The 24,540-nt window shown below is 58.9% G+C and carries 22 protein-coding genes and 3 pseudogenes; 13 read left to right on the forward strand and 12 right to left on the reverse strand.

What is annotated here, in order from left to right:
* Positions 1–180: 180 nt before the first annotated feature.
* The 5 genes from tpx to ACA051_RS16320 form a co-directional block, all read right to left on the reverse strand.
* Positions 181–681 (reverse strand): thiol peroxidase, encoded by a 501-nt coding sequence (gene tpx / locus ACA051_RS16300; RefSeq protein WP_497303151.1) that lies wholly within the window; start codon positions 679–681, stop codon positions 181–183.
* Positions 682–912: 231 nt separating this feature from the next.
* Positions 913–1,356, reverse strand: a complete 444-nt coding sequence (locus tag ACA051_RS16305; RefSeq protein WP_497370863.1) for an SRPBCC family protein — start codon at positions 1,354–1,356, stop codon at positions 913–915.
* A gap of 64 nt (positions 1,357–1,420) precedes the next feature.
* Entirely contained in the window at positions 1,421–2,965 is a 1,545-nt protein-coding gene (locus ACA051_RS16310; protein ID WP_497370865.1) for an S-type pyocin domain-containing protein, read from the reverse strand.
* Positions 2,966–3,061: 96 nt separating this feature from the next.
* A complete protein-coding gene (locus ACA051_RS16315; RefSeq protein ID WP_497310608.1) occupies positions 3,062–3,337 on the reverse strand; it encodes a bacteriocin immunity protein in 276 nt (91 codons plus the stop codon).
* Entirely contained in the window at positions 3,327–5,921 is a 2,595-nt protein-coding gene (locus ACA051_RS16320) for a pyocin-S2/colicin E7-DNase domain-containing protein (RefSeq protein WP_497370867.1), read from the reverse strand. Before ACA051_RS16320 ends, ACA051_RS16315 begins: the two co-directional genes overlap by 11 nt.
* Positions 5,922–6,145: 224 nt before the next feature.
* Here ACA051_RS16320 and ACA051_RS16325 point away from each other — a divergent pair, with 224 nt between their 5' ends.
* From ACA051_RS16325 to ACA051_RS16360, 8 genes and pseudogenes are all read left to right on the forward strand, one after another.
* Positions 6,146–6,571 (forward strand): YciI family protein, encoded by a 426-nt coding sequence (locus tag ACA051_RS16325; RefSeq protein WP_497303158.1) that lies wholly within the window; start codon positions 6,146–6,148, stop codon positions 6,569–6,571.
* Between the two features lie 322 nt (positions 6,572–6,893).
* Positions 6,894–7,106: a hypothetical protein gene (locus ACA051_RS16330; RefSeq protein ID WP_497303159.1), complete on the forward strand. Its 213-nt coding sequence runs from the start codon at positions 6,894–6,896 to the stop codon at positions 7,104–7,106.
* 27 nt (positions 7,107–7,133) lie between these two features.
* A complete protein-coding gene (locus ACA051_RS16335) occupies positions 7,134–8,534 on the forward strand; it encodes a DUF1254 domain-containing protein (RefSeq protein WP_497370869.1) in 1,401 nt (466 codons plus the stop codon).
* 37 nt (positions 8,535–8,571) lie between these two features.
* Positions 8,572–8,858: pseudogene (locus ACA051_RS16340) on the forward strand (BatD family protein); the annotation flags it as partial.
* Entirely contained in the window at positions 8,855–9,883 is a 1,029-nt protein-coding gene (locus ACA051_RS16345; RefSeq protein WP_497303163.1) for an HAD family hydrolase, read from the forward strand. The pseudogene ACA051_RS16340 and the gene ACA051_RS16345, both read left to right, overlap by 4 nt.
* A 275-nt stretch (positions 9,884–10,158) precedes the next feature.
* Positions 10,159–11,532, forward strand: coding sequence for a J domain-containing protein (locus ACA051_RS16350; RefSeq protein ID WP_497370871.1), 1,374 nt, complete (start codon positions 10,159–10,161; stop codon positions 11,530–11,532).
* Entirely contained in the window at positions 11,529–12,524 is a 996-nt protein-coding gene (locus ACA051_RS16355) for a DUF3829 domain-containing protein (protein WP_497303167.1), read from the forward strand. The genes ACA051_RS16350 and ACA051_RS16355 overlap by 4 nt, the downstream gene beginning before the upstream one ends.
* Before the next feature lie 316 nt (positions 12,525–12,840).
* A complete protein-coding gene (locus ACA051_RS16360) occupies positions 12,841–15,195 on the forward strand; it encodes a tetratricopeptide repeat protein (protein WP_497370873.1) in 2,355 nt (784 codons plus the stop codon).
* Positions 15,196–15,271: 76 nt separating this feature from the next.
* On the opposite strand, the gene ACA051_RS16365 is transcribed toward ACA051_RS16360, so the two are convergent.
* A complete protein-coding gene (locus ACA051_RS16365; RefSeq protein WP_497370875.1) occupies positions 15,272–16,240 on the reverse strand; it encodes a hypothetical protein in 969 nt (322 codons plus the stop codon).
* A gap of 246 nt (positions 16,241–16,486) precedes the next feature.
* Complete coding sequence (locus ACA051_RS16370; RefSeq protein ID WP_497375660.1) at positions 16,487–16,630, reverse strand: hypothetical protein; 144 nt, start codon at positions 16,628–16,630, stop codon at positions 16,487–16,489.
* A gap of 425 nt (positions 16,631–17,055) precedes the next feature.
* Here ACA051_RS16370 and ccoN point away from each other — a divergent pair, with 425 nt between their 5' ends.
* Entirely contained in the window at positions 17,056–18,483 is a 1,428-nt protein-coding gene (gene ccoN / locus ACA051_RS16375) for a cytochrome-c oxidase, cbb3-type subunit I (protein WP_497370877.1), read from the forward strand.
* Between the two features lie 8 nt (positions 18,484–18,491).
* Positions 18,492–18,713: a cbb3-type cytochrome c oxidase subunit 3 gene (locus ACA051_RS16380; RefSeq protein WP_461959084.1), complete on the forward strand. Its 222-nt coding sequence runs from the start codon at positions 18,492–18,494 to the stop codon at positions 18,711–18,713.
* A gap of 171 nt (positions 18,714–18,884) precedes the next feature.
* Here the strand turns inward: ACA051_RS16380 and ACA051_RS16385 are convergent, their stop codons facing one another.
* A complete protein-coding gene (locus ACA051_RS16385; protein WP_497370879.1) occupies positions 18,885–19,379 on the reverse strand; it encodes a hypothetical protein in 495 nt (164 codons plus the stop codon).
* Between the two features lie 70 nt (positions 19,380–19,449).
* Entirely contained in the window at positions 19,450–20,226 is a 777-nt protein-coding gene (locus ACA051_RS16390) for a helix-turn-helix domain-containing protein (protein WP_497370881.1), read from the reverse strand.
* A gap of 78 nt (positions 20,227–20,304) precedes the next feature.
* Here ACA051_RS16390 and ACA051_RS16395 point away from each other — a divergent pair, with 78 nt between their 5' ends.
* On the forward strand, positions 20,305–20,997 hold the full coding sequence (locus tag ACA051_RS16395; protein WP_497303178.1) for an aspartate/glutamate racemase family protein: 693 nt from the start codon (positions 20,305–20,307) through the stop codon (positions 20,995–20,997).
* A 1-nt stretch (position 20,998) separates the two neighbouring features.
* Here ACA051_RS16395 and ACA051_RS16400 read toward each other — a convergent pair whose 3' ends face one another.
* The 3 genes and pseudogenes from ACA051_RS16400 to ACA051_RS16410 all read right to left on the reverse strand — a co-directional run.
* On the reverse strand, positions 20,999–21,520 hold the full coding sequence (locus ACA051_RS16400) for a GNAT family N-acetyltransferase (RefSeq protein ID WP_497370883.1): 522 nt from the start codon (positions 21,518–21,520) through the stop codon (positions 20,999–21,001).
* 172 nt (positions 21,521–21,692) lie between these two features.
* The gene (locus ACA051_RS16405) at positions 21,693–22,613 is read right to left on the reverse strand and encodes a LysR family transcriptional regulator (RefSeq protein ID WP_497303182.1); all 921 of its coding nucleotides are present in this window, start codon (positions 22,611–22,613) and stop codon (positions 21,693–21,695) included.
* A gap of 86 nt (positions 22,614–22,699) precedes the next feature.
* A pseudogene (locus ACA051_RS16410) lies at positions 22,700–23,032 on the reverse strand (carboxymuconolactone decarboxylase family protein); the annotation flags it as partial.
* Here ACA051_RS16410 and ACA051_RS16415 point away from each other — a divergent pair.
* Together ACA051_RS16415 and ACA051_RS16420 are read left to right on the forward strand one after the other, a co-directional pair.
* Positions 23,029–24,052, forward strand: a pseudogene (locus ACA051_RS16415) (aminotransferase-like domain-containing protein); the annotation flags it as partial. The pseudogenes ACA051_RS16410 and ACA051_RS16415 sit on opposite strands and share 4 nt — an antisense overlap.
* A 123-nt stretch (positions 24,053–24,175) precedes the next feature.
* Positions 24,176–24,469, forward strand: coding sequence for a putative quinol monooxygenase (locus ACA051_RS16420; RefSeq protein WP_094467623.1), 294 nt, complete (start codon positions 24,176–24,178; stop codon positions 24,467–24,469).
* Positions 24,470–24,540: the final 71 nt, after the last annotated feature.

Consider the following 24,540-nt stretch of genomic DNA (forward strand, 5'->3'; position numbering starts at 1 on the left):
ACAGCAGGCCCGGCCCTTCGGGTTGTGCCTTAAAGCGGGCCAGCCTGCGTTGCAGGCCTTGGAAAGGGAACAACCATTCCCAGCGGCCTGCGCCTTGCCTGGCCCGCTTTAAGGCGACAACGCGACGGGGAAATTAACTGAGAACGCCCCCTCAGGCCGTTAACAATTGTAATGCTTTACTTATTTCAGAACGGCCAGTGCCGCTTCGTAGTTCGGTTCTTCAGCGATTTCCTTGACCAGTTCGCTGTGCAGAACGTTGTCGTTTTCGTCCAGTACCACGACGGCACGGGCGGTCAGGCCTTTGAGCGGGCCGTCAGCGATGGCCACGCCGTAGTTCTCGATGAACTCGGCACCGCGCAGGGTCGACAGGTTCTGTACGTTGTCCAGGCCTTCGGCGCCGCAGAAGCGTGCTTGAGCGAACGGCAGGTCAGCGGAGATGCACAGCACCACGGTGTTGGCGATGTCGTTGGCCTGGGCGTTGAACTTGCGTACCGAAGTGGCGCAGGTTGGGGTGTCGACGCTTGGGAAGATGTTCAGCACTTTGCGCTTGCCGGCGAAGCTCGCCAGGGTCACGTCGGACAGATTGCCAGCAACCAGGGAAAAGGCTGGCGCCTTGGAACCGGCTTGTGGCAGTTGGCCGTTGACTTGAACCGGGGAGCCTTTAAGAGTGACTTGAGCCATGAACGGAGTCCTTCTGACGTTGTTGTGGAGAATTTTGAAGAGGCCGAAGTTAACCACGAAATGGGCCGACGACCTATGGACAGATACAAATTGTGATGTCTCGTCGCATACATTGGATACAAACCAAATCCTTTGTAGGAGCGAGGCTTGCCCGCGAAGAACGATAACGCGGTCAGCCTGTTGCAACGAGGTGATCCCTTCGCGGGCAAGCCTCGCTCCTACAAATCGGGTTCAGGCCAGCAACTGCAGCATATTGCGGTGCCGTGCCTCGAAAATCCGGCGCATATACGCATTCACCAGCAACGCTTCGGTAAACGCGCCACCGAAAGCCGAATACGTCACATGGTCGGTATATAGCGTACCGCCCTCTCCTGCCTCCACCCGGTGCTCATGACGAAAGGCAGCCATCGGCCCCTTGAGCATTTCATCGATGAAATGGTGCTCGCCGACTTCCCGTATCACCACGGTCCAGCTCGCAGGAATGACACTGAACATCCAGTGTCGAAAACGGAACTGGCGCCCGGCTTCGATGCGCAGGTTGCTCAAATCGATATCGCTCAATAACGTAACCAGCTCCGGGAAGATCTTCGGAAAGTTGACGCCTTCAAGGCAGAAATCGAGGACTTGCTCAGGCGTGCGGCCGGGGATCAGAGTGGTGAGTTCCAGGACAGGCATAGACGGTAACATTCCTTTGTTTGGCGAGACGGCAGATTGATGGCAGGTCAAGAACGAAGTCGCACTAGCGCTTTACTTCAACAATCGCCAACTCGGGATACTCGCGCCTGTCTCTGAACATAACGTAAAGCGGGTCCAGACCTGAATCTGCCGGGAAGACCACGACGTAGTCATCGAACTGAATCGCTAGAACATCGCGGAAGGTCTCTAGTAACGGCACGGGTGGAGACACGAGAAATCCCAGCCTTTTTTCGCTTGCTGGTGCCAAATCAGGTGGGCTGTCGGGAGTGACCGGCGCCTGCCAGTTAACCGTCAGGGGAGCGGGTCCGTCGGCAGTGAAAGTGAACGCGTTCAGGTGCTCATTCCAAACAGCCGGGCGCACTCGCACTTTCGAATCATTGGTCGAGGTAATAGAAATCTGTAACAACGTCTGTATTTGTTTCAAACCACGCGACATTGCACCAGGTGGCGCTGTGTACGTGCTGCTGTTCATTCTGAAGCGCATGTCGACCTCAGCTTGAGACTTCGCCAGACCGTGCCAGTCTTGCCCCTCTATAGGGTGAAGTTCGGCAAGGGGCACACTTAACCCATACATCTCGGTTTCGGCACGACTGACAAACTCAAATCGCAGGACCGCTGCGTACTGACCTGTATGAGCGTCGGTTTCAGTAGTGAGCTGCCAGGTGAACTCTGCCAGAGCTGAACGTATGGATTTTTGCAGAGCCACCCAATGAGTCTCCAGTGGCTGCGAAAAGGCACCGCTAAGCAAAATACTGGGGCGCACCTTGGCAAAGGCGAGGTATGCGACAAGCAAACCAGGCGCCTGAGTAGGACCAACCCCCTCTTTATGGCGCTGACGGACAAGTTGGGCCTGTGCGAGGACCAGCAATGCTTCAGCCTGAATTTGCAAGCGCTGCAGACGCTGGTTGATGGCGATCAAACTCCTTGCGTACCGTTCATGGGTGGCGCTGATCTGTTGCGCGATACTTTGCCACAGCGCCTGCTCTGACCGAGCGTCGGTCTTATCGCGCAGGGCGGCGTTCTTGGTGAACTCGACGCGCGATTTCCAGTATCCATACTGGTGCGCAGCCTTACGCGCCTCGTACTCGGCCACTTCCAGCGCTCGCAGACTTGCGTCACACTCGATGATGTTCACTTCATTGACCTGTTGGCCATGCAGGTGCTTGATTCGTTGCTCAAGAAGGCCAAGAGACACTTCAATCGCTTGCTCGGATGTCGCCAGTTCCGCGACGATTCTTTGAACACCTTCCAGGCTCAAGGTCGCTCGTTGCTGCGCTATCTGCGCGGGACTCAGCGGCACATACGGTATTGGTGCTCTCACAGCTGCACTCTGACCCTTGAACGCGGCCACGCCCTGCCCTTGCCACCACTCGTTGACATAACCGACGACCCATTCGGGGGAATTCATGTTGTACTCATCTTTTGAGTAAAACAGCAGGTCAGCACCCTCAGGATGGCCAACGATACGGTCGAAGTGATTGATCAGTTGGTCGTGATTCTGCTTAGGCAAATCAACCGCCCAGATCCTGTTTACCAACGCCTGGAATTCCGGCTCTGTGTAATCCTTGAGAGTTGCTTTAAGTTCCATCTTTGGTTCTTCCTTTTGTCTTTTGGAAAACTTCCGAAAAGAATGGCACCTGCTCATTTCCTTATGAGCAGGTGCCAGTTAGTCATTGCTGGAAAGTTACTCGCGTTTGAAGCCAGGTTTGTTATTGGCTGCCCGCCACTTTTTGACTTCTTTCAGAATCCCTTCGGGACTGTCCTCCTGACCGTCCTTGGGATAGAAAATGACGTCTGATCGGTCAGGGTGTTCGGTAATTAACTCAAAATGGACCAACAGGCTATCCAGATAAGCCTCCAACTCGTCTCCCTCCAATTCATCCGGATAATTACTAAACTGTTGTAAAAAGGTCAAAAACTCCGCTTCTGTATAGTCTTCCAACTTCTTTTTAAAGATCATTTTCATTTTTTCCTCCGTGTAATTGGATGTGCCGCTTGGGCGTCATCACTAAGATGTTATCCATCCCATACACCTCCCCACCGTCTGCAATTCCAATTTCGTGGTGAAGTTCAAACGTTTTGCGACCACCCACCTGATCAGTGCCCAATGGGTATGGAGAAAGGCCTGATCGCATTCTTTTTACATTGTGAACACTAAACTGTTTGCTCAATGCCACATCCTCTGCAATAGCCTTCCAAAACGCCCGCCTGAATCCATGAAAATTCCTGAACTCCTGCCATCGCAACTGATCCGCAATGTGCGAAGGAATGGGTGCGCCCATACCTCTTGCGTCGTCCCCGAGCCAAACTTCCGAAGTATCAGCCCCCCAACCTGTAGCGGTTCCTGGATCATCTCGCCGATCAAGAAACAGAACATCCGACGAGGGCAGCTCCATATCCCCCGGATACCCAGGAATACTGGCACCAATCTGCCCTTCGTCAACAGCCGGAAACGTCTCGTTTTGCGGTAGGACCGGGATGGCCGGTGTGCCGGGATAAACCGTTGGAATAGACGGTGTGACGGGTAAGGTTGTAGGACCAAGGAGATCCACTCCCGGCGGAACGAGGGGTGTCCAGGTACCGCCTCCCACGGGACGAATCGGCCAAGGTAGAACCGCTGGAGTGATGCCCAGCCTCCCCTGGGTGCTTTGCGGTGTGGTGATGCTTATCTTGTCGAGGTTGAAGGGGTTCGCGCCAAGTTCTGCCCGCTCCTGATAGCGCAGTTCGAACTCACGCCGTTCACCAACCCACGTGCTTTTCGGCGCGTAGGGCGCGAAGCCTTGTGCGATGCGCTTTTTGTTCACCTCATCGAATTCGGTGACAAGCGCCGGGTGTTCGCGAACCGTGCGCCACAGCGCTTCATCGAAGGCGCTGAACGACTTGATTTCGCGGCCGCGGAATTGGTCACCGATCTGCACAGGAATGGATGCACCCTGGGCTCGGCTTGCGGCTTTCCACCAATCATTCGCAGCGGGTTGACCGGTCCCGGTGACAATACCCGAGCCTATGGGCGGCAGGTTGAAGGACAGGTACGTCGGCGGCAGGCCAGGCACGCAAACGATGCAATCCTGAATGCGCAAGTCGACACCCGCCGGGATGTCCTGGATCTGCGGTGTCATCACCGCCAGGCCAGCTTGGCCAGAAGTGGTCACCTGAGGTGTGGACTCGGGTGTGAACTGCAGGAGTCGTGGCGGTGAACCCGGAACCTCGGCGCTGTAGACACCGGTCAGCGGGTCAAGTACGGCATTGATGACCGGTACACGAGCGTCAACCTCACCACCGGTGCCTGTGACGATAATCGCGGTACCTTCCGGCACAGCTTCGGGTTTGAGCCGGTACGCCACCTCCGCCGAACCGCCCGCATCTGCGATTGACTGCAGCGCCCGACTGTCAGTAAAGCCCAGCGCTTGGGCCGGAACGCCAATGCCCTGCAACAAACGCCCGCGCTGTTCCGTAGTCAACTCGCCATTGCCAAGGGTTGGCGAATAAAACATTGCAGTGACAAATACTGGCCCTGTCCTGACTACGATGCGTCCGGCATCGATGAGGGTATCGATGGCAGCCCGGACAGCCCTTTCAAGTGCAGTGGCGACGTCTTGCGCAACCAACACACTTTCTCGAGTCAAAAACATTCCGCCGCCAGCGGCCACCGAAGTTGCCGGCGCCGTCAGCGTGTTGGCCTGCCTGACCCGTTCAACTCGCGCATCTTCATCGACTTGCTGCTTGAACCGAACTCGCGCCTCACGCTGCTCGGCATACTGCCGGTTACGCTCCCAGACGGCTTCCCTTTCACGCCATATAACGGTCTGCTCGGCATGATGTCTGCCCAGCGCATTGGATTTATCCGTGAGCGCGTTTATCTGCGCGGATAGAAGCCGGGCTTCGTGGGCGGCGTTGTAGGCGTTTTCCCAGATCTGGTGGCCGTCGTTGAGCGCCTGGCCGAACTCACCCAGTCGTGTCAGGTAATCGTTCGAAGTGCGGGTGAGAGGATCGTGTCCATCGAAGGACCGGGCAACCGCATTCTTTGCATTGAGCTCTGCGGTTTTACGGGCGATCAGCCCATCGATTTCGTTTTTTTCCTTGGTGATGATGTAGAGCTGCCAACGCTCGCTCGATCCACTGTTCGGCGGTCGTCGAACACCCGAGATTTCATGTTCCAGGGAGGGTGCGAGTTGACTTGCCTTAGCCGCAAAGCTTCGGTCTGCCTCTGATCTGATAGCGTCATGACGCTGGGCCAGACCGGCAAGAAACTGATGCAAGGCCTGGACGCGAGACAACTCCTGAGCCTGTGCTGCGACGGCCTGTGCTTGAGCCGCCTCGGTTTGCGCTTGGGCGACAGCTTGCGCGTGCGCTTTTTCCTTTGCCTGACGAGCGGCCTCTATGGCCCGCTTTCGGGCCTTTTTCTTTTTCTTGCTGGATTTACCGAACCCGCCTGAAACCCCTCCGCCGCCTGTCCCTCCACCGGAACCACTGCTTGAAGCGGGCGGACCCGACCGGATGACGACACTTCCTGACGTTCCATCGTTATGTATTTGTTGTGCCATACAGTCACTCCTTGTCTGTAGGGCGCAGCATGTCGGTGGAGCGGTGGTCCGGTGCGGTACATAGTTATATGGGTCGCCTATACACCGAAGGTCGTCAGCAATCTGAATGGTAAGTCGAGGTTAAATCGGCTCATTCGGGTAACTTCCGTCAGTGGCGTTGTCGATTCGAGTCGCCGTTATTCGACTAGATAGCGAATCACCCACAATCCAGCGGAGACAAGACCATGCGACTCATGATCATTGTAAAAGCCAGCCCGGACTCCGAGGCCGGCGTGCTGCCTACCGAAGAACTGATGACCGCGATGGGCAATTACAACGAGGAACTGACCAAGGCCGGCATCCTTATCGACTGCGACGGCCTGCAACCGAGCAGCAAAGGCGCACGAGTGCGTTTCTCCGGCGAAAAACGCACGGTCATCGACGGCCCGTTCGCCGAAACCAAGGAGCTGATTGCCGGTTACTGGATTTGGGAGGTCAAGTCGAAAGAGGAAGCGATCGAGTGGGTCAAACGCTGCCCCAACCCGATGCCCGGGACCGAAGCGGAGATCGAGATTCGTCCGATATACGGAGTGGAAGATTTCGGCGAAGAGTTCACCCCGCAACTGCGCGAGCAGGAAGAACGGATTCGCGAGCAGATGAAAAAGCGCTGAATATTGCAGGGAATTAAGCGTCCAGCGCCACCTCATCAACACTTTTCGCGGGCAAGTCGATCACCACACCGCGTTTTCTTGCAGATGCCAGACTTGCCTGCGATGGCTTTTCTGCCACATCACCCAAGCCTCAGGTTTGCATTCAATTTCAATGCACAAAAAATACCGAAAACCTGAACAAACATCCAAAGCCCCCGTCCGGCTGGCGAATCCGACGTTAACTGCTAACTTCAACAAACGTGTCCTACAGGCTTGATAGGAAAGAGATTACGCAGCAGTGGCAACCGCGACACAACTGCCTTTCGGCAAATAGGAGTCTCGTATGTACTGTGCAATTCGCTTGGCCGGCTACAGCCTGATGACTATGTTCGTCAGTTGCGGCGTCGGTGCCCAGGACCTCGATACCCGAATCGGCAAGATTGCGATGCAACCCAGTCTGCCGGCCCATGAAGCGATCTTCCGGATCAACGCCGGTCCGCTGGTGGTCGAAGTGCCGTCCCGCCCGGCACTCGACGACATCACGGCCGTGGAGTGACGCCCAAGGGTTCAAGAAGGAAGTTCTATGACTAACCGCCTGTTGCTCACCGCGCTCTCGCTCGCCCTGAGCACCAGCGCCTGGGCCGACTTCACCACCACACCCGAAGAAGCCCGCGGCATCGCCAAGGAAGCCTACCTGTACGGCTTCCCGGTGGTGGAAATGTACAAAACCCTCTACACCCAGGCCGTGGACAAAAAAAGCGCGAACTTCAGGGCACCGTTCAACCGGATCGGCAACACCGCGAAGGCGTTCACCGCCAAGGACACCGCGTTCGTCACACCCAACGCGGACACGCCCTACTCATTTGTGTGGATGGACCTGCGCGCCGAACCCGTTGTGCTGACCTTGCCGCCGATCGACGGGCACCGTTATTACTCCGTTCAATTGATCGACGCCTACACGCAAAACTTCGCGTACCTGGGCACCCGCAGTACGGGCAACAACGGCGGGCATTTCATGGTCGCAGGCCCCAACTGGCAGGGCCAGCAACCGGTAAAAATGGATCGCCTGTTGCGCAGTGAAACCAACATCGCCTACGCCCTGTATCGCACGCAGCTGTTCGATGACAAGGACCTGGCCAAGGTCAAGGCGATCCAGAAAGGCTACAAGGTCGAAACGCTGAGCCACTATGTCAAACAGAAGGCCCCGCCAGCCGCGCCGAAGATCGCCTGGCCCAAACCCACCCCTACCATGAGCGATACCCCTGATCTGTTCCGCTACCTGAACTTCATGCTGGCCTTCGCCCCGGCGCAGGACGCGGAAAAGGACCTGCTTGCGCGCTTCAAGACCATCGGCATCGAGGCCGGCAAGCCGTTCAATCTGCACGACTTCACACCGGAACAGCGCCAGGCCCTGGAAGACGGTATCAGCGACGCCAAGGCCGAATTTGCCCAATTCAAAAAAGACAAAGTCGATACCCACCAGGTCACCAGCGGCGACTTCTTCGGCACCCGCGATCACCTCAAGGGCAATTACCTGTACCGCTACGCTGGCGCCAACATGGGGATTTTCGGCAACTCGGCCCAAGAGGCCAATTACATTGGCTATTTCGTTGATAAGGACGGCCAGCCACTCGATGCCTCGAAACACGATTACACCCTGCATTTCGACAAAGGCGCCCTACCCCCGGCCGACGCGTTCTGGTCACTGACGATGTATAACGGCAAGAACAAGCTGCTGGTGGCCAACCCGCTGAATCGCTACCTGATCAACTCGCGAATGCTGCCCGATCTTAAGCTCGATGCCGACGGTGGCCTGACCCTTTACGCACAAAACAAGGCACCGGCCGAGGACCTGCAGACTAACTGGCTGCCAGCTCCCAAAGGCCCGTTCTACGGCGTCCTGCGCTTGTATCTGCCGAAACCGGAAGTTACCAACGGCCAATGGAAAATGCCGCTGCTAAACCCCGTGCCTGCTAAACCATGAATTCCCACTCCGTAGACCGCAGGAGCACCCCGATCGACACGCCTGGCGGAAAGTCCCGGTGCAGATCGATGACAAACCGGCACAACTGAGCGCCCTGTACCTCTGGGGCAGACGCAGCCGCCTGGGCCTGAAACTGGGCAACCTCGGCCCGCGCCTGCAAAACCTGTTGCGCGCCTGTTACAGCCGGCATCCGACCGAAGATCAGGCGCTGCGCCAACTGAGAAATCCTTGGCTACGCTGCATAGTCAGGCCAAGCGCAACCCGCCTCCTGCTGCTCACGCCTTACGCCCACTTAACCCTGTTTACGAGAAGGACTTCCCATGACGAACCCGATATCGATCCGCCAACGCCACGGGCTGAAGCTGTTGCTTGCGCTGGCCTTGAGCATACCGCTGCTGGCCCTCGCGGCCGAACCCCTGCCGTCGTGGAACGACGGACCATCGAAGCAAAACATCATCGAGTTCGTCCAGGCAGTCACCGACCAATCCAGCAAGGACTTCGTCAAACCCGAAGACCGCATCGCCGTCTTCGACAATGACGGCACGTTGTGGAGCGAGCAGCCGATGTACTTCGAGTTGCTGTTTGCCCTCGAAGAGGTCAAGCGCACCGCACCGCAACACCCGGAATGGAAAACCACCCAGCCCTTCAAAGCCGTGTTGGAGAACGATCACCAGGCCCTCGCCGCCACAGGCATGGACGGCATCCTGAAAATCTTCGGCGCCACCCACACCGGCATGACCACCGACGCCTTCGACGACTACGCCAAGACCTGGCTGAGCCAGGCCAAACACCCCAAAACCGGCAAGCCGTACACCGAGATGATCTTCCAGCCGATGCTGGAAATGCTCGACTACCTGCGCAGCAAGGACTTCAAGACCTACATCGTCTCCGGGGGCGACACTGCGTTCATGCGCGCCTTTGCCGAGAAGGTATACGGCATACCGCCGGAGCAAGTGATCGGCACCACCTTTGTCACCGCGTTCCAGTTCAAGGACGGCAAGGCCTCGATCATGCGCACCCCGAAACTGGCCCACAACGACGACGGCCCGGGCAAACCGGAAAGCATCGACGCGGTGATCGGGCGCCGGCCGATCCTGGCGTTCGGCAACTCCGATGGCGATCTGCAAATGCTGCAATGGACCGCCGCAGGACCGGGCAAACGCTTCATGGGATTGGTGCATCACACCGACGCCAAGCGCGAATGGGCCTATGACCGTCAATCGCAGATCGGCCGGCTGGACAAGGCTCTGGACGAAGCCAAAACCCGTGGCTGGACTATCGTGGACATGGCGTCCGAATGGCGCCGGATCTATCCGTTCGATGCGGCCGCTCCCGAGCAAGTGCAATAAAAAAGCGTTACGCAGGACTGCAATAAACGTTTGTCGCGCTTGAGCGGTGCTAGTGAGCAAAAGGAGCCAGTCAGATGACTCGCATACGCAAGTGGCTACCGAAATTCACCCTGGAGGCAGTCTCGGTCATGCGATTTCGTCGACTGGCATTACCGCTGGTTCGTCGGCGACTGATGTAAGACCCGAGGACTTTTCGACGCGAAACAGGTAGGGTGCGCAAGATCAAAATGCCACCACTGGATCGCGTCGCGGGTTTTCATGGAGTTGCACACGCAATGAGTTGCTGGACCATCCTTGGCCTCCCGGCCGATGCCGATACACGCAGTATCAAACGCCAATACGCAATCCTGCTCAAACAGACGCGCCCGGATGAAGACCCCGAGGGCTTTCAGCGTCTGCGTGAGGCGTATGAACACGCGCTGAGCATCAAGGAATGGGAGCAATTGCGCGCGGATGACTCGGGCGACGATGCCCCGTGGGACCTGACTGGGCTGACGGTGGTTGAAGTCGACACGTTGCAACGGGTCACCCGTTCGCTGGACGGTGTCAGCCGTGTCGAGCTCGAACAACGTTATGCCGCCGCCCTTGAGCATGGCGCGGTCGATGTCATGGAAGATGCGGTGCTGAGGCATTGCGTCGAACACTTCGAGACGTCCGAAGCACTGCTCGAATGGGCGATGCAAACCTTTCACTGGTTCAGTCTCTGGCAGCGCCTGGAACTGGACGAAGACCTGATCGAACAGTTGTCGCAGCAGCGCAAGCGCCTGGCGGAGCGACTTGAAGCGCCGATATTTCTGGCCCGGCAACAGCGCCTCGCCGCCGAACCCGCCGCCACGCCGAAACATCGCGCCGCCCACTTGCTGTTGGCGCCTGGCACGTTCAGTCACCGCCGCGCCCTGGCCCGACGCTTGCGCGAAGACGATTGGGTGCAATGCCGCAAGCTCAGCTCTGCGTTGTACGCCAACCACCCGGACATCTGCGCAGACCTGCCCGGCGGTACACCGTTCTTCTGGCGTGACTGGGAACATACCCATGACAGCTGGCCGATGTACCTGGGTATTGTCCTGGCCTGCCTGGTCGGCTCCTTTATTCAGTTCGCGCCGTTGGGCACGCGTCTGGGCGGATTGATCGGCGTCGCGGTGTTCTGGTCGGTGATATTCGCGGTCGCCGGTTGGGTACTCAACTGGCTGACGGCGCACGTTGCCCATCGCTTTTGGTTGCTGGACGATCGATTGAGTGTGCGCCTTTCGCCCTCGCTCATACCTCTGCCGTTTGGAGTGCTGCGCGACTTGATACCCTGCATTGCGATGGCGGCGGGCATTGGCAACGTGTATGGCGTGGTCGGCAGCATCGTTTACGTCATCACACTAACGGGTGTCGGACTTATCCGCCGACGGGAGGTCAAACCGCACGTTTCCTGGCAACACGCCAGCCCCTTGCTCAAACGCATCCTGATAGGCGCGGGCATTTTGGTGCTGGTTTTAGTACTTGGCGTGTTCAAAGTGATCTCAAGCCAAAGTACGGTCAACCGCAACCAAGGCCTGCAACAGTGGACCGAACGCTTGTGCAGCCGGATGCCGGTCACCGCCAGCGAATGCAACGCACCGGCCACTGTTGAGCAGTGGTACGGCCAGGAGAAACAGCCATGAACCCGAAATGGCTGTTCCCGGTGGCGACCATTGTGATGCTGATCCTGATGGGGCTGGCCGGCTCTTCGAAATTCGTTGCCCGCATCGATTTGTGGCTGGATCAACACGACGCTCCGCTCACCGCGCAGGCCAATGCCCTGAGCACGGTGATCGATTGCATCAACCGGGTCGACGTACATTGGCGGGTGGCCTACGAACTGTACAAATCGCCGAAGCAACCTGCGGAGCCGGTGCGAGACTGGATCGCCAACCAGCAGGATTTCGACGACAACGGTGCCAGTGATGCACCCGCCATTCAAAGGGATATCTGTTCGCCGAAAATCAGCGAAAAGCTCAAGCTGCTGAAATACAACCCACCGCTGGCGTTGAAAGCCGATGCCTACGCGCAGGCATTACAGCAAGTAATGCCGCTTACGCAGCAAATCACCTTTTACCGACAGGCGCGTTTTTCGACCGCCATCAGTGAGGTGCAGCCCGCTTTTGCCGATCAATTCAGGCCCAGGGCCGAGGGCTACCTCACGGCGTCAACGGTACTGAGGCAGCAGGTTGAAGGGCTGGACCTTGAACAACGACGCGAGCAACTCAACCTGATCGAAGCGCGTCTGGGCAAGGACATTCACTGGTATTTGCTGGCCTACATGATCCAGGCCAGGGACACGCTGAACCTTGTAACCGAGGGCGTGAACAATCGAACCCTGACGCCGCAGGCACTGGCTAAAACCATCGCTGAACTGCAATTGGCCTTGGATTACCTGCAGCAGTTCGGCCAACGCCATATGCCGGAAACGCAAAAACGTAACGAAGTACCCAGTTATCTCTGGTCGCACATCGCCAGGCCGACACAGAAGTATCTGGATGCCTTGAATGCTCTGCACAAGGACTGGAAGAACAAGGCTGAACCACAACGATTGAGTGATGATTTTTATGCGGTGACGCGTGGATATGATTCGCTGATCAGCCATTACAACCGGTTGGCGCGAGCTGAGTATTGAGTGATGTGTTGTTCTTGAGGCCGCCATCGCGGGCAAGCCACGCTCCCTCAGGGGGATGCGTAAACTTGTGGGCGCCTGGCTTGCCCCGGGCGGCGTTCCGACGCAGAGGCCATCAATGAATACCGCTTCGGTGGCCGGCACCGTCTCCTGGTCGGAGTACCGCTGGCCCTGTTGACCGTCGCGTCCACCCGTGCAATCGGGATCACTTCATAGGGTTAACCTCCACACCATTTGACAGACGCAGAGCATCCGGCAAAGCTGCACCGAGCTTGAATGCGCGCCTGACGGCAAACGCAACTGGACTACGGAAGTCGCCATGCCGAACCCTAAAAATAAAGCAGCACAGGCAAACCCTGATTCGCCACCGACCCTGATTAACCGCTACCTGTTTCCCGTGACCATCGGCGTATTGCTGGTGGCCATGGCGGCGATCGGCTGGTTTCTGCTGAGCAGCACGCCAGCGCCGATCAAAACCGTGCCCGTCAGTACGCCGGCCGTTCAGCCGGCCAAACCACAACCCGTCGTCGTGACACCGGCGAAGATGGTCGATGAGCAACAGTGTCAGGGCTGCCACAGCGAACAGATGAAGGATTGGCAGGGCTCCCATCACCAATTGGCGATGCAGGAAGCCAATGCCGAGACGATGCTGGGCGACTTCAATAACGTCACGTTCAAGGCGCAAAACGAAACCACCCGTTTCTCGCGCAAGGATGACGGGTTCTGGGTCAACACGCCCGGCATTGATGGAAAGAATGCCGACTTCAAAGTGGCCTACACCTTCGGCATCGCGCCGTTGCAGCAATACCTGATCGAGGTGGGTGAAGGTCGCTTGCAAGCGCTTGGCGTGGCCTGGGATACCGAGAAAAACCGCTGGTTCCACCTCTATCCGGGCCAGGGCGTGAATTTCAAGAACCCGCTGCACTGGAGCAAGCCGAGCCAGAACGCCAACTTCATGTGCGTCGAGTGTCACACCACCGGCTACAAGCGCAATTTCGACGCGGCCAAAAACACCTTCGACAGTCAGTGGAACAGCCTCGGTGTCGGTTGCCAGGCGTGCCACGGGCCCGCGTCCAACCACCTGGAATGGACGGCGAAGAAAGGTGATCTGATCCATGCCGGCTTTGCGGTCGACCTCAAGGACAAGGACGCCACGGTCGAAATCGAAACCTGTGCCCGCTGCCATTCCCGCCGCGCACCGCTGGATGACGGCTACACCGTTGGCAAGCGCTTGATGGACGACTACCTGCCGAGCACCCTGACCCGCGAGTTGTACGCGCTGGACGGCAAGATCAAGGATGAAGTGTTCGAACACGGCTCCTTCGCCCAAAGCAAAATGTTCGACAAGGGCGTGCGTTGCAGCAACTGCCACAACCCCCACAGCACCGAACTCAAGGCGCCGGGCAACGGTGTTTGCCTGCAATGCCACAACACCGCCGGCAAGACTTCGGTGACAGGCGTCGACGGCAAGGGTTTGCAAGCGAAGAACTACGATTCCATCGAACACACTCGCCACACTCAAGGTCAGCCCGGCTCCCAATGCGTGGATTGCCACATGCCGGGCAAGTTCTACATGGGCAACGACTTCCGGCACGACCACAGCTTCAGCATTCCCAATCCGGAGCGGGCGAAAAAACTCGGCACGCCGGACGCCTGCCTGACCTGTCACCAGGGCAAGGCCAGCGACAAGGTCACCGAACAATTCAAGCTCTGGAACACCGCAACTACCGCGCAGGCGCCACGCTATGACGAAAGCCTGTGGCTGATTCGCAACGGTCAGCCCGGTGCCGCGCAAGCCTTGTACGAGCAGCTTCAGCGCAGCAATCTTCCGGCGATTCAGCGTGCGACCTTGCTCGCAGAACTGCCGCTGTACCCGAGCGAACAGGCCTTGAAACTCGCGACCAAGGACTTGAGCCACCCCGCACCGCAAGTGCGTGAAAGCGCAGTGCGGGCGATCAGCGCGTTCCTGCGGCCACCGGAGCGTGCGCCGCTGCTGACGCCATTGCTGGGCGATCCGGTGAAGGCGGTGCGGATCGTCGCGGCCCGGGACCTGCTGAGCGTCGCGCGCAACGGATTGGGTAGCGCCCAGGCCAACTGGAACGCGGCCATTGCCGAATACGAAGCGGTGCAAAAAAGCCTGGCCGAGCGCGCCGAGGCCAACCTCAACCTGGCGATGCTCTACCAGGCCAGCGGGCGCAACGGCGAAGTCGAATCGCTGCTGCGCACCGCCCTCAAGCGTGATCCGGATTTCTACCCGGCGCTGGTCACGCTGGTGCAATGGCTGGAAGCCGATGGACGCGGCCAGGACGCGCAGACGCTGTTGGCGCAGAGCCTGAAAGAACACCCGGACGCCGCCCTCCTGCAACACACCCTGGGCTTGTCGCTGGTGCGCGCAGGTCAGTCAGCCCAAGCCATGCCGGCCTTGCGCAAAGCCGCGCAATTGGAACCACAAAACGTCCAATACGGCTACGTGCTGGCCGTGGCGTTGCACGACAGCGGCAAGGTCGATGAGGCCTGTGCAGAGCTGGAGCGGTTGTTGAAAGTGCAGCCGGCCAACCGCAATGCGCGGTTGTCGCTGATCCAGTACTACCTGGATAACGGGCAGGAACCGAAGGCGCAGGTGCTGTTGCAAGGCTGGAAGAAAATGAACATGGGGGATCCGGCGTTGAAGTGACGCTTTCGTAGCAGCTGCCTTGTGGCGAGAGGATTTATCCCCTCGCCACAAGGCAGCTGCTACATGGACCGTGGAATTACCAGGACGACCCACTCTTCAACGCCAACTCCCGCCGGCTGTTCGCCCGCATCGCCTTGATCAGCGACACCGTGCCCACCAAGATAATCACGCCGGCGAACAGAAAGTCGATGGTATACAGCTGGAAATCTTGCATCGGCCCCACCAGCAACACCCGAATCGCGCCGATACTCACCAGCGTGGCGAGAAAATCGATCCCCGGTTCATCGCGATAGAACACGTGCAGCAGCGGCAGGCACATCACCAGCAACAAGAGCAGCACGATCACCTTAAACGAGCCTTTGCGCTCGACGCTGAACGCGCACTCGTGGGCGCTGTAGGCCTTGTAGTCCTCATCGCGGATCATCGAGTTGCGTTCGTTGATGTAGTCGACGCGGTTGTACTTCTGGACCGGCGTGAAGGTGTTCGACATCTCCATCAGTGTGGTGATGTTTTTGAACCTCAGGTCGATGCGCTCGTTGCCCTTGAGGTAATACAGCACCGGTTTGTAGCCATAACGGTAGTTATCGAAGGGAAAATCCGTGGCCCGGCCCTGCACCCCGATGGGCCTTGGCTCGAGTTCGGCGTAGGCGCTTTTGTTGGCCGACGCGAGGTTGCGGCTCAGCGGCTGGACCTTGACCTGCTCAAGGAAAATCGGCGTGACACCGAACGACCACTGCAAGGGTTCCAGACGCAGGCGCAGTTCGTTGCGGCCCAAATCGTAGCGGTTGAAGGTGCGCTCGGACACCACCACGGCACCACTGAGCATGAACTCGCCGCGCACCGTGTTGGTGATGCGCAGCGTCAGTTGATCCTTGCCAAGCGCCGCAGCATCGCTGGCCGGAGGCGTGCCGCACCAGGCCGTACTGTCGAAAGCTGCGCCCAACTGGCCGTCACGGTTTTCCTTGAACACATAAAAATAACTGGCCCACAGCGCCAACATCAGCAACAGCGCAATCAGCCCCAAAATCTTTTTGCCCACACTCAAACCAGACTCCTTTCTTTGCCAACTCCCTGATAAGGCGCGGACTCTACCAAAATGCCATCAGCGGCCCAAGCAAAAACACCACAGCCATGATTTGTAGCAGCTGTCGAGCAGCGCCCTGTAGCGAGAGGACTCGACCCCGTTAGCCGGCGAAGCGGCCCCCTCTACGGTTCAAGCACCGAGTCGCGTGTATATACGAGCGCTTCGCGCCCGAACGGGGGCAAGCCCCCTCGCCACAGGGTTTGTGTGTCAGCGTCTTCTGAATAACGGCCGCGGTTCAATCACCTCACCGACCGCGCGCAATTCCCCCATCATGAAACGCTCGACCGGATCGCGAAACTGCGCAACCCGCTCGAAGACCAGGGCCCGGTCATAGTCGTCGTACTGATACATGTGGCTACCTCATCAGGGTGGATCGCCCGCTCTGCATACCCTGTAGCAGCTGTCGAGCACCGCGAGGCAGCGTTCGGCTGCGCAGCAGTCGTAAATCCTGTGCCCACGGTTTACCTGACAGACCGAGTCGCCTGGTTTGACGACTGCTTCGCAGCCGAACGCTGCCTCGCGGTGCTCGACAGCTGCTACAGGGGTGGCGGTGCTTGTGGCAGTGACTATGAACCTGCGGCGCAGCACGTTACAGATTCACCTGAATACTGAAAAACCGTATCAGAGTGCGTCAGATCACCGCAGGCATGGCTCGTATCTGATCCGCATAAACTCGGTTTTTCTGAGCCTGTTTTGTTTCCGGCAGGGTTTCTACAGTGGACGACATGCCAGTCCGGGTGGCCTGGCAAGACTTTGCAACCGTGGAAGCATTGACCATGAGCACAGCAACAATCGGACAGGCCTATAACTACAAGGTCGTCCGCCAATTCGTCGTGGCAACCATCGTCTGGGGCGTCGTCGGGATGGCGATGGGGGTGTGGATCGCCTCGCAACTGGTGTGGCCCGAGATGAACCTCGACCTGCCGTGGACCACCTTCGGCCGCTTGCGCCCGCTGCACACCAGCCTGGTGATTTTCGGCTTTGCCGGCAGCGCGCAATTCGCCGCCAGTTACTACGCGGTACAGCGCACGTGTCAGGTGCGGCTGTACTCCGACAAACTGGCGGCGTTCACCTTCTGGGGCTGGCAATCGGTGATTGTGGTGATGCTGATCACCTTGCCGCTGGGCTACACCACCACCAAGGAATACGCCGAGATCGAGTTTTCCGGCGCGGTGTGGATGACCGTGGTCTGGGTGGCTTACGCCATTGTCTTCTTCACCACCGTGGTGCAGCGCAATACCAGACACATCTACGTCGGCAACTGGTTCTTTGGCGCGTTCATCGTGGTGATCGCGATGCTGCACGTGGTCAATCACCTGTCGATTCCGGTGGATTGGTTCAAGTCTTATCCGGTGTATTCCGGGGCCACCGACGCCATGGTGCAGTGGTGGTACGGGCACAACGCGGTGGGCTTTTTCCTGACCACCGGGTTCCTCGGGATGATGTATTACTTCGTGCCGAAACAGGTGGGGCGGCCGGTGTATTCCTATCGGTTGTCGATCGTGCATTTCTGGGCGCTGATCACCCTGTACATCTGGGCCGGCCCGCACCACTTGCACTACACCGCGTTGCCGGACTGGGCGCAGTCACTGGGCATGGCGATGTCGCTGATCCTGCTGGCACCGAGTTGGGGCGGGATGATCAACGGCATGATGACGCTCTCGGGCGCCTGGCATAAGTTGCGCACCGACCCGATCCTGCGCTTTCTGGTGCTGTCGCTGGCCTTCTACGGGATGTCGACGTTCGAAGGGCCGATGATGGCCATCAAAACGGTCAACGCCCTCTCCCACTACACCGACTGGACCATCGGCCACGTCCACGCCGGTGCTCTCGGTTGGGTGGCGATGATCACGTTTGGCGCCATCTACCACATGGTCCCGAAAGTCTTCGGTCGCGAGCAAATGTTCAGCACGCCGCTGATCAACCTGCACTTCTGGCTGGCGACCATCGGCACGGTGTTGTACATCGCCTCGATGTGGGTCAACGGCATCACCCAAGGGTTGATGTGGCGTGCGATCAACGACGACGGCACCCTGACCTACTCGTTCGTCGAGGCCTTGCAGGCCAGCCATCCGGGGTTCGTGGTGCGCTTTGCCGGCGGGGTTTTCTTCCTCAGCGGCATGTTGCTGATGGCCTACAACACGTGGCGCACGGTACGGGTTTCAGACGTGGCGATGGCTGAACGCGAAGCGCAGATTGCGTGAGGTTTGAGATGACCGAGATAGTGCTGAATCTGTTTGGGGTCGTGGGGTTTTGGCTGGCAATCGAGTATTGCCTGAAACACCAGACGGCCGAGAGCCTGGAGGATGCCAGCCTGATTCCGTTTGCCGATGACCCTGAGGTGGCGCGGCGGGTGGAGTTGGCGACGGGGAAGACTGTGAAGGCAGTGGCCCCGGAAGAAGCTAAACCCGGCTGGGGCAACCTCGAAATCTGACCCACCTGGCACATTACCCGTGGGAGCGAGCCTTTGTGGTGAGGGGATTTAACGAAACGTCGCACCGCCCCGTTGGGTCGCGAAGCGGCCCCAAAAATGGGACTGCTGCGCAGTCCAACGGGGATAAATCCCCTCGCCACAAAAGCTCGGCCCCACAATGGATTGGTGGATTCAGCCGCGTTCGCGGGGAATAAGGCTCTGCAACTGCTGCGCCAGGAAGTTCGCATCGAAGGCAAACGTATCCGGGTCTTTCAAGCCATTGGTCTTGCGCCATTGCCAGCTGGTCGACGGCGGCAGGCACACCAACGAAATGCTGCCATACCGCGCGGCCGTCAACCCCATCACCGCCAACGAAATCTGACCGCCGGCGCCCATCACATCCGGCACGAACTCCACCGGTTTACCAGCAATGACAATGCCCAGTTTCTCGGTCTTGAACGTCGACGTCTCAGCCGGAACGCTTGGCCCTGAAGCGACATACACCTCGCGACTCACCTCCAGCAGATTCGGCACCTGGACCGGCTCCAGCCATTGCTGGATCTGGTCGAACAATTCACCGATACGCGTCGCCCACACGGCCGATTGCGACTCAAACACTTGCTTCTTGTGCGCTTCGCTTTCTGCGTAGTGGCGAAGCATCTCGCCCAGTTGCTGTACGTCGTCCATTGCAGTGTTCCTTTGGTTGAAGCGGTGCTGCGGACGTTGAGCATGGCAGATGCGCGCTGCCGGCGTACGACTAAAAGCGTGAACGGTATTGGCTAGGGGTCATGGCCAGGTATTTGCGAAACGCGCTGCCCATGTGCGACTGATGAGCGAACCCCGAATCCAGGGCGATACTCGCCAGGCTCAGGTCAGTGTGTTCGATCATGCGGCGTGCCGCTTGAAGTCGAATTTCCACCAGATAAGCGTGGGGCGTCAGGCCCGTCGCCTGGGTGAAATCGCGCAGAAACCGCAGCGGGTTCTGCCCGTATGTTTCGGCCAATTGCGCAAGCGCCAGGGGCTGGTGAAACTGCTCGGCGATCTGCTCCAGCACCCGGGCGAAGGACCTGGGATTGACCTGGCGCGTGGTGTCGACTTTCTGGTGGGTCAACTCAATGAGACCCATCGTACATTGCTCAAACGCCAGCAGATCGGGCTGTGGGGCGAGCAACAGGCACCGCAACTCTCTCGCCAGGGTCAGCGCGGGTCGATTGCCTGAAGACTGCACACGGTGCGCGACGCTGGGTAACGGTTCACCGGCAAACGGTTCGTCCAGACGCATCAACAGGTATTCACCACCGGTGGCGGACTCGGAGAACACCTCGACGCCGATCGGCGTATAAGCCAAAACACCCGGCAAGGTATCGAAATCCACCCGATGATCGGAATTGATCGCGTGCACGCCCTGCTGACGCTCCAGCGTCACCCCGAGGGTTTGCGACTGAGCCGCGTCATACACGCTGTAGGCCGCACGGGGCAAGAGTTGCAGGCAGACTTTACCGCCAAACAAGCGCTGACTCATGACATCAGGCATGTGAAATTTCCTGATAGATCGAAACCGGAATCCACTGGACACTCTCTCGCAAAGGGTTGCCAACCACAGGAGCACATCATGCGCACCATCGGCCTTATCGGCGGCATGAGCTGGGAGTCCAGCGCCGAGTATTACCGCCTCATCAACCAACAGGTTCGCGACCGGCTCGGGCCGTTGCGGTCAGCGAAATTGCTAATGTACAGCGTCGACTTCGGCCCTGTCGAACAGGCCCAACACGCCGGACGCTGGGACGATGCGGCGGCGATTCTGGTGGATGCGGCGCAGCGCCTGGAGGCCGGCGGCGCTGAATGCGTGGTGCTGTGTACCAACACCATGCACAAGGTGGCCGGGCAGATTCAGGCAGCGATCAGTATTCCGTTTTTGCACATCGCCGACCCGACCGGTCAAGCCGCCGTCGATAGCGGTGCGCTGAAAGTCGGTTTGCTCGGGACCGCGTTCACCATGGAACAAGACTTTCTCAAGGATCGCCTGAGCGCGAGGGGGTTGACGGTGCTGGTGCCGGACACCGAGGAGCGCAACGCCGTGCACCGGATCATCTATGAGGAGTTGTGCATCGGGGTGATCAGCGAGGCGTCGCGCAAGGTGTATCAGCAGGTCATCGAGTCGCTGACCCGGCGAGGCGCCCAGGCGATCATTCTCGGCTGCACGGAAATCGGCCTGTTGATCAAACCCGAGCACAGCGCCCTGCCCTTGCTCGACTCCACCGAACTGCATGCGCAGGCGGCGGTGGCGTTCGCGTTGGGTGACTGAGTCAGTCGGACCTGGGCGAGCGACGCAGACGCGCCATGCTCAACGTGTCGACCAGCCTGCCGTCACGCACGGCGTAGTCGCGGAACAGGCCTTCGGTTTCGAAACCGAACTTGCGGTAGAGGCCGATGGCCGCTTCGTTGTCGGCGTACACCGAAAGCTCGACCCGCTGCAGGTTCATCCAGTTGTCGGCGACGTCCAGCGCCGCCGCCAGCAGTTTTGATCCCACGCCTTTGCCCTGCCATTCCACCGCGACCGCCATGCCAAGATTGCCAGCATGGCTGCGACGGATCCGCGAGAACTGCTCCAGGCCAATGTTGCCGATGACCGCGCCCTGATGCAGCGCCACCAGTTTCACCAGCCGCTCGTTATCCGAGGCCAGGCGCTGGCGCCAGATCTCGGCGGATTGAAACGGCATTTGCAGGACCTGACGGGTAATGGCCGGGTCGTTGTAGAGCGCGGTGACGCCGTCGATGTGGGATTCGCTGAAGCGTTCGAGGGTGATGACAGAATCGGTGGCGGGCATGGGTGACTCATCCTTGATGCAGACATGGCCGCCCACTCTACAATGCCTTCTCGCGGCATGGCGAGATCCAATGTGGGAGCGGGCTTGCTCGCGAATGCAGTGGGTCTGTCAGCATTGATTTGACTGACCCACCGCTTTCGCGAGCAAGCCCGCTCCCACAGGTGGATCGGCGTCAGGCTTCGAACCACTCGCGCCGCTCGTTGAAGGTGTTTTGGATCAGTTCGACGATCATGTGCACTTCTGCCCGCCCCGTGGACTCGGCGTTGACGGCCATCCACACCTGCCTCTGCATCGACTGGTCGAACACCCCCGATAACCCGATCAGGCCGCGGTCAAACCGGCTCATGTAATTGGGCAGCAAACCAATGCAGGCGCTGCAACGAATCATCTCCAGCATCAGCTCATAAGAATGCAACTGCACCACGCCGGCCAGGCGCTGGTCGACCACGCCGTTCCATGGTCGAAAACTCTCGACCTGACGATCCGGCTGCCATTGCACCAACATGAAGTCGGCCAGGTCATCGAGGCTGGCGGGGCGGGCCGCCACCCGTGAATACCGTTTGGCGATGTGCGGCAGATAGTTCAGTCGCGCCAGACGCTGAGGCTCGCTGACCGGGAAACTCGGGCCTGGCAGCGGTGAGTCAGTACCGGCCAGCCACAGCACCACATCGGCACTGATGGCTTGCAGCGACAGTTCGCCGTCCAGCGTAATGATGTCGAGGCGCACGCTGGCGTTGCGTCGCAACAGCGCGACCAGATCGCGGCCCAGAATGTCGTGCAGAATCGACTCAGCCACGGCCAGCCTAATCAAGGGCTGTTCGATCACCGGCACGTCGTGCTCATGAGCCAGCGCAATCAATTGCGCCTGCAACTGCAACCCTTCATGACTCAACGCCAGGCCATTGTCCTGGTGATTGAACAGCGAACACTGCAATTGCGTTTCAAGCTGCGCCAGGTGTTTGCGCAACAGGGTTGATTTGATATTGAGGCTGCGGGCCGCCTGCATGAAACAACCGCAACGGGCACTGACCCGGAAAGACTGCGCCAGCACCGGGTCGATCCGGGCGGCGGGGGTGGATTCCATGAATGACATCAATGACTCCTGTCGATCTATCCGTGAGGACCTCATCCTGCGCAGCGTTTATGAACCTGACGTGACACCCCGAACGGAAAATCGATTCAGCTGCTGGGGCTTTGCCGAAAACTCACCGCCAGGCGATTCCAGCTGTTGATGGTGGTGACCGCGATGGTCAAGTCGACCATTTCGCTTTCATTGAACTGCTCACGCGCCACGGCGTAGACGTCGTCCGGCACATGGCTTTCAGAGAGCAATGTCACCGCTTCGGCCCAGGCCAGCGCGGCGCGTTCGCGAGGGTTGAAGAAGCCGCTGTCGCGCCACACCACAATCGAATACAAGCGCCGATCCGTCTCGCCAAGGCGCCGCGCGTCCACTGAATGCATGTCAGTGCAGAACGCGCAGCCATTGAGTTGCGAGGCGCGGATCTTGATCAAAAGGCCAGTTTCCGCAGGACGATTGGCGGCGCTGCACGTCCCACGCGTTGCGCCAGATTGCCGGTTCCAAAGGTTTCTACAGCCTGCCCGAAGGCCTGCCGGCACTGCGCAACGCGATCGCCCGGCACATCGCGTTTTCCCGCGGGGTCAATTGCCAGGACGAAGACGTGGTGGTGTGCAACGGCGCGCAGCAGGCGCTGGACCTGATCTCCCGGGTGCTGACCCGTCCAGGCAGCATTGTCGCCATGGAAGACCCCGGCTATCCGCCGGCTCTGCTGCTGTTTGGCACCCACGGGGCCACGGTGATCGGGGTGCCGGTGGATGCCGAGGGTATTGAGGTGGACAAGATTCCCCTTGGTACCCGGCTGATTTACGTCACACCGTCACACCAGTTCCGGCTGGGTATGCCGATGAGTCAGGCGCGCCGGGCTGCACTGCTGGAGCGAGCTCACGAGTTGGGCGCGATCATCATCGAGGACGATTACGACAGCGAGTTTCGCTATGAAGGCCGCCCGACCGATTCACTGCAAAGCATGGATGAACGCGGCATCGTCGCCTGCGTCGGGACCTTTTCGAAAACCATGCTGCCGGAGTTGCGCCTCGGTTATGCGGTGTTGCCGCCGGCGATTCTTGAAGCCGTCATCCGCGCCAAGCAACTGACCGACCTGCACACCTCGACCCTGCCCCAATGGGCGCTGGCCAAGTTCATCGCCGAAGGTTGCCTGCTCAAGCACATCCGGCGCTGCCATACGATCTATGCCGGGCGACCTTTCACCCTGGCTTGAACCTGTGCCCACCACGGCCGGGTTCCACATGGTGGTGATGTGCAAAGTGCCTATCGATCTTCCATTGATGATCGAATTGGCGAAAAAGGTCGAAGTCGGGCTCTACGCCATCGACAGCTTTTTCTACCAGCAAGTACCACGGGCCGGGCTTTTCCTGGGTTTTGGAGCCATAGAAACCCTGGACATCGACGTCGCCCTGGACCGTTTGCGCGACATCTTGCAGCAGGTGGCCTGATCGATTGGTCTGCGGCTTTATCCGGCGATTGGCTATTGGCGGTCCACAGGTGCAGGCCTATCCTGCATAAGCGTTATCCCTCAATGAGCAGGATTCGTCCGGCCTGATTCAGGAGTGTGAGCAATGTCCAACGAAGTGATCAATACCGTACAGGTGCAGGCCGCCGCCGGCCGCTCGGAAGAACTGGGTAAGCAACTGCAAAAGATTGTCGATACCCTGCGTCAGCAACCGGGCTGTGATTCCTATATGGTCGACCGCTGCCCAGAGGACAGCAACCGCTGGACCGTCAGCGCCCGCTGGCAATCGGAAGCGGCCATGCAATCGCATTTCAACTGCCCTGAAGTACAAGGATTTATTGGCCTGATCGATGAAAACCTGGCCAGAACCGTGGACTTCAACAGCTTCCCGATTCGCTAACGCCAAACCCTGTGTAGCAGCTGCCGAGCAGCGCGAGGCTGCGTTCGGCTGCGCAGCAGTCGTAAAATCAG

It is taken from the genome of Pseudomonas sp. LBUM1669 (assembly GCF_059695705.1).

Bases quoted from the DNA above. Each gene is read 5' to 3' on its own strand.
- tpx (WP_497303151.1), bottom strand. From the start codon at position 681: ATGGCTCAAGTCACTCTTAAAGGCTCCCCGGTTCAAGTCAACGGCCAA.
- ACA051_RS16305 (WP_497370863.1), bottom strand. From the start codon at position 1,356: ATGCCTGTCCTGGAACTCACCACTCTGATCCCCGGCCGCACGCCTGAG.
- ACA051_RS16310 (WP_497370865.1), bottom strand. From the start codon at position 2,965: ATGGAACTTAAAGCAACTCTCAAGGATTACACAGAGCCGGAATTCCAG.
- ACA051_RS16315 (WP_497310608.1), bottom strand. From the start codon at position 3,337: ATGATCTTTAAAAAGAAGTTGGAAGACTATACAGAAGCGGAGTTTTTG.
- ACA051_RS16320 (WP_497370867.1), bottom strand. From the start codon at position 5,921: ATGGCACAACAAATACATAACGATGGAACGTCAGGAAGTGTCGTCATC.
- ACA051_RS16325 (WP_497303158.1), top strand. From the start codon at position 6,146: ATGCGACTCATGATCATTGTAAAAGCCAGCCCGGACTCCGAGGCCGGC.
- ACA051_RS16330 (WP_497303159.1), top strand. From the start codon at position 6,894: ATGTACTGTGCAATTCGCTTGGCCGGCTACAGCCTGATGACTATGTTC.
- ACA051_RS16335 (WP_497370869.1), top strand. From the start codon at position 7,134: ATGACTAACCGCCTGTTGCTCACCGCGCTCTCGCTCGCCCTGAGCACC.
- ACA051_RS16345 (WP_497303163.1), top strand. From the start codon at position 8,855: ATGACGAACCCGATATCGATCCGCCAACGCCACGGGCTGAAGCTGTTG.
- ACA051_RS16350 (WP_497370871.1), top strand. From the start codon at position 10,159: ATGAGTTGCTGGACCATCCTTGGCCTCCCGGCCGATGCCGATACACGC.
- ACA051_RS16355 (WP_497303167.1), top strand. From the start codon at position 11,529: ATGAACCCGAAATGGCTGTTCCCGGTGGCGACCATTGTGATGCTGATC.
- ACA051_RS16360 (WP_497370873.1), top strand. From the start codon at position 12,841: ATGCCGAACCCTAAAAATAAAGCAGCACAGGCAAACCCTGATTCGCCA.
- ACA051_RS16370 (WP_497375660.1), bottom strand. From the start codon at position 16,630: ATGTATCAGTACGACGACTATGACCGGGCCCTGGTCTTCGAGCGGGTT.
- ccoN (WP_497370877.1), top strand. From the start codon at position 17,056: ATGAGCACAGCAACAATCGGACAGGCCTATAACTACAAGGTCGTCCGC.
- ACA051_RS16380 (WP_461959084.1), top strand. From the start codon at position 18,492: ATGACCGAGATAGTGCTGAATCTGTTTGGGGTCGTGGGGTTTTGGCTG.
- ACA051_RS16385 (WP_497370879.1), bottom strand. From the start codon at position 19,379: ATGGACGACGTACAGCAACTGGGCGAGATGCTTCGCCACTACGCAGAA.
- ACA051_RS16390 (WP_497370881.1), bottom strand. From the start codon at position 20,226: ATGCCTGATGTCATGAGTCAGCGCTTGTTTGGCGGTAAAGTCTGCCTG.
- ACA051_RS16395 (WP_497303178.1), top strand. From the start codon at position 20,305: ATGCGCACCATCGGCCTTATCGGCGGCATGAGCTGGGAGTCCAGCGCC.
- ACA051_RS16400 (WP_497370883.1), bottom strand. From the start codon at position 21,520: ATGCCCGCCACCGATTCTGTCATCACCCTCGAACGCTTCAGCGAATCC.
- ACA051_RS16405 (WP_497303182.1), bottom strand. From the start codon at position 22,613: ATGTCATTCATGGAATCCACCCCCGCCGCCCGGATCGACCCGGTGCTG.
- ACA051_RS16420 (WP_094467623.1), top strand. From the start codon at position 24,176: ATGTCCAACGAAGTGATCAATACCGTACAGGTGCAGGCCGCCGCCGGC.